The organism is Terrabacter sp. P5_B1 (assembly GCF_056400505.1).
In genome coordinates this window covers 1-540 of the sequence record NZ_JBFULD010000638.1, presented here as the reverse complement: position 1 = coordinate 540, position 540 = coordinate 1, and the positions used below count along the sequence as shown (strand labels likewise).

Genomic DNA, 540 nt, shown 5'->3' with positions numbered 1-540 from the left:
CTCGTGGGCGGCGTGAGGCGCCAGCACGGGCGCCGAGGCAGCAGGCGCGTCGGCGGAAGGCCGACGGCGGGCACCGGCCACCCGCTTGCGGGGGCTGGCTGCCCCGACCGGACGGCGGGGTTCARCTGACGAAGTCAAGGGTGCTCACCTTCCACGCGTCGCCGACCTTCACGAGGTCGAGCCGGAGCCGGTACGTCTTCTTCTCGGCCTGAGGGGTCGAGGCATTGGAGGTCGGGGCGACGATCCCGACGATGACCTTCGCCGAGTCGGCGTCGCTCGAGACGAGCGAGGCCTCGGCCCGCTCCACGGTCGAGACCGTCTTGTTGGCGGTGACCACCGGCTTCAGCTGGGCCAGCGTGGAGGCGTACTCCTTCTGGAACGCGCCGGTGGACTCGTCGAGCACGCGCTTGGTGTCGGCGTCGAAGGACGCGGCGTTCATCGTCACGAAGTTCACCGCGATCTGGCGACCGGCGGCCAGAGCCGCAGCGCGGTTGTCGGCGTCGCGCTGCTGCTGCCAGACCGACCGACCGAGGGTCGCCG

Annotated in this window: 1 pseudogene; it reads right to left on the bottom strand. The window is 71.4% G+C overall.

Annotation, left to right across the window (positions count from 1 at the left end):
* Positions 1–121: 121 nt before the first annotated feature.
* A pseudogene (locus AC1DP0_RS22575) lies at positions 122–540 on the bottom strand (hypothetical protein); the annotation flags it as partial.